Source organism: Leptolyngbya sp. FACHB-36 (assembly GCF_014695955.1).
GTDB lineage: Bacteria > Cyanobacteriota > Cyanobacteriia > Leptolyngbyales > Leptolyngbyaceae > FACHB-36.
The window spans coordinates 1-2410 of sequence record NZ_JACJPG010000295.1 but is presented as its reverse complement, the minus strand read 5'-3'; the positions used below and the strand labels follow the sequence as shown (position 1 = coordinate 2410).

General features: G+C 54.6%; 3 protein-coding genes. 2 read left to right on the top strand and 1 reads right to left on the bottom strand.

All coding sequences use genetic code 11. The features are described 5' to 3' along the window. A partial coding sequence (locus tag H6F43_RS08040) for a TrkA C-terminal domain-containing protein (protein ID WP_190342280.1) occupies nucleotides 1-1170 on the top strand: 1170 nt, incomplete at its 5' end. 58 nt (nucleotides 1171-1228) lie between these two features. Here the strand turns inward: H6F43_RS08040 and H6F43_RS08035 are convergent. Further along, on the bottom strand, nucleotides 1229-1444 hold the full coding sequence (locus H6F43_RS08035) for an RNA-binding protein hfq (RefSeq protein ID WP_190342279.1): 216 nt from the start codon (nucleotides 1442-1444) through the stop codon (nucleotides 1229-1231). 135 nt (nucleotides 1445-1579) lie between these two features. On the opposite strand from H6F43_RS08035, the gene dapF reads away from it, so the two are divergent. Further along, a partial coding sequence (gene dapF / locus H6F43_RS08030; RefSeq protein ID WP_190342278.1) for a diaminopimelate epimerase occupies nucleotides 1580-2410 on the top strand: 831 nt, incomplete at its 3' end.

Here is a 2410-nt window from a genome sequence, read left to right as displayed (position 1 = left end):
GACTCTATTCCCTGGCTGAAGCAATTTCTAGAGCGGACGGATGTGCCGTTAGAGATTGCGGAGGACCTGCCCCACCAAAATCACGTTGTGGTTTGCGGCTATGGGCAAGTAGGGCGCAACATTGTGCAACTGCTGCGAGAGCATAACTACCCTGTGATTGTGATTGACCAGTCGGAGCAGCGCATTCAGGAAGTCCGTGAAGCAGGCATTCCCTACATCTATGGCAACGCTGCAAGTCTGCACGTGCTGGAGAAGGCAGGCGTAGAAACCGCACAGGGGATGGCGATCGCCCTGCCCGATCCGATGAGCACTCGGCTATGTCTGAAGCGATCGCTGGAACTGACGCCCGATTTGGATGTGGTTGTGCGGGCAAATCAGGACAAAGACATTGAGTTGCTCTACCAACTGGGAGCGCGGGAGGTTGTGCAGTCAGAGTTTGAAGCCAGTTTGGAACTATCTGCTCATTTGCTGACTGGAATTGGCTTGCCGCTGCCTGTGATTCAGCGAGAAGTGCAGCGAATTCGCAACTCCCACTATTTGGATCTGCGATCGGAGCGCCCGTCGTATCAAGTCGCGCGAGAGCTTAAGGAAGCAGCTCAGGAAATGAACAGCCGTTGGTACCCACTGCCAAGTAATTCACCCTTGCTGGGTATGACGCTGGAGGAAACTAACTTGCGCCGCCTCACGGGAGTTAGCCTCATGGCGATTCGGCGTGACAGCGGTGAGGAAGTTGATTACCCGGATAGCCGGACAGTGCTACAAACGGGCGATCGTCTCTTGGTCGTGGGCGAACCTGATGAGCTTGCGGCATTTGATGGGCTGGCACAGGGCGAAGCTGCCGTACCCACCGAGAATGCCTCTTGTCAGTGGATTTTGGTGCCAGACCACAGCCCTGTTGTCGGCAAGACGCTGGCAGAGCTGCACATTCGCAGGCAGTTTGGCGTGCTGGTGCAGGCAATCCGCCGAGAAGGCAAGTTTATCAGCTTCCCCAACGGTGCTAGCGATTTGCAGACGGGCGATCGGCTGCTTCTGTGTGGCGGCTTCTACTCGCTCAGCCAAGCCAGTCGCTGGATCGCTCCTCCCAACTCTGCTTCTCTGATTCAAATTCCCATTGCCAAGGTCAGTGTCAGTGAACCAATGCGGGAATACCTGCCGCCCGATATTGCATAGGGACAACGCACTCGGTAGGTCATTTTTGACTCAGAAACGACTCCCAACCGCTTTGCCTCTACTGGCGGGGTTTTAAGTACACGATCGCCTGCCGCCAAACGATCGTTTGCTGGTCGTAGTGATCGACTAGCGACACGCAATTGGCGTCTTGCCAGCGAATTTTTCCCGCCACTAAGTCGCCTGTCGTAAGTTTCAGTTCAACTTCTTTTTCCTCTCTGATCAGCGTCTGAATTAGGCGAGTACTCGGTAAGCCCGTTTCAAGTTCCATTGCCATTGTGCTTCCTGTCAAAAAGTGACTTAATCCAACGTACAGTAGGTAATTATGAATCAGGAGTTTTGAATTTTAGATTAATGATTCCCAGGCTGCCACTCAAGATTGGAATCCAGAATTCAACGTTCAGACGTAATTATGGCAATTGAGTTCACAAAGTATCACGGACTGGGCAACGATTTTATTTTGATCGACAATCGATCGTCCTTGGCCCCCTGCTTAACCACCGACCAAGCGGTGAAGCTGTGCGATCGTCACGTTGGCATTGGTGCTGACGGCGTCATCTTTGCCCTCCCTGGTCAGGACGGGACCGACTACACGATGCGAATTTTCAATAGCGATGGCTCGGAGCCGGAGATGTGCGGCAATGGAATTCGCTGCCTGGCACGGTTTATTGCCGATTTAGAGGGAATTGCTGACTCACGCGCCTATCGCATTCACACGCTGGCAGGCGTGATCACGCCCAAGCTGGAAGCGGATGGGCTAGTGACAGTGGACATGGGCGAACCGCGCCTGCTGGCAGCCGAGATTCCGACGACTCTAGCCGCAGCCGATCAGCAGGTAATCAATCAATCACTTGAGGTGGCAGGACACACCTGGCAGGTGACGTGTGTCAGTATGGGAAATCCTCACTGCATCACCTTTGTAGACGACGCGGCGGCGATTCCTTTGGCAACGATCGGTCCTCAATTCGAGCATCATCCAGTTTTTCCTAAGCGGATCAATACCGAGTTTATTCAAGTGGTGCGATCGGACTACCTGAAGATGCGCGTGTGGGAGCGGGGAGTGGGAGCCACGCTCGCCTGTGGAACTGGAGCCTGCGCGTCGCTGGTTGCAGCAGTGCTGATGGGACGAAGCGATCGACGAGCAACCGTTGAGCTTCCGGGTGGTCCACTGACGATCGACTGGTCCGAAGCGGACAACCGCCTCTACATGACTGGACCCGCCGAACGAGTATTCGCGGGTGTG

Bases quoted from the DNA above. Each gene is read 5' to 3' on its own strand.
- H6F43_RS08035 (WP_190342279.1), bottom strand. From the start codon at position 1,444: ATGGCAATGGAACTTGAAACGGGCTTACCGAGTACTCGCCTAATTCAG.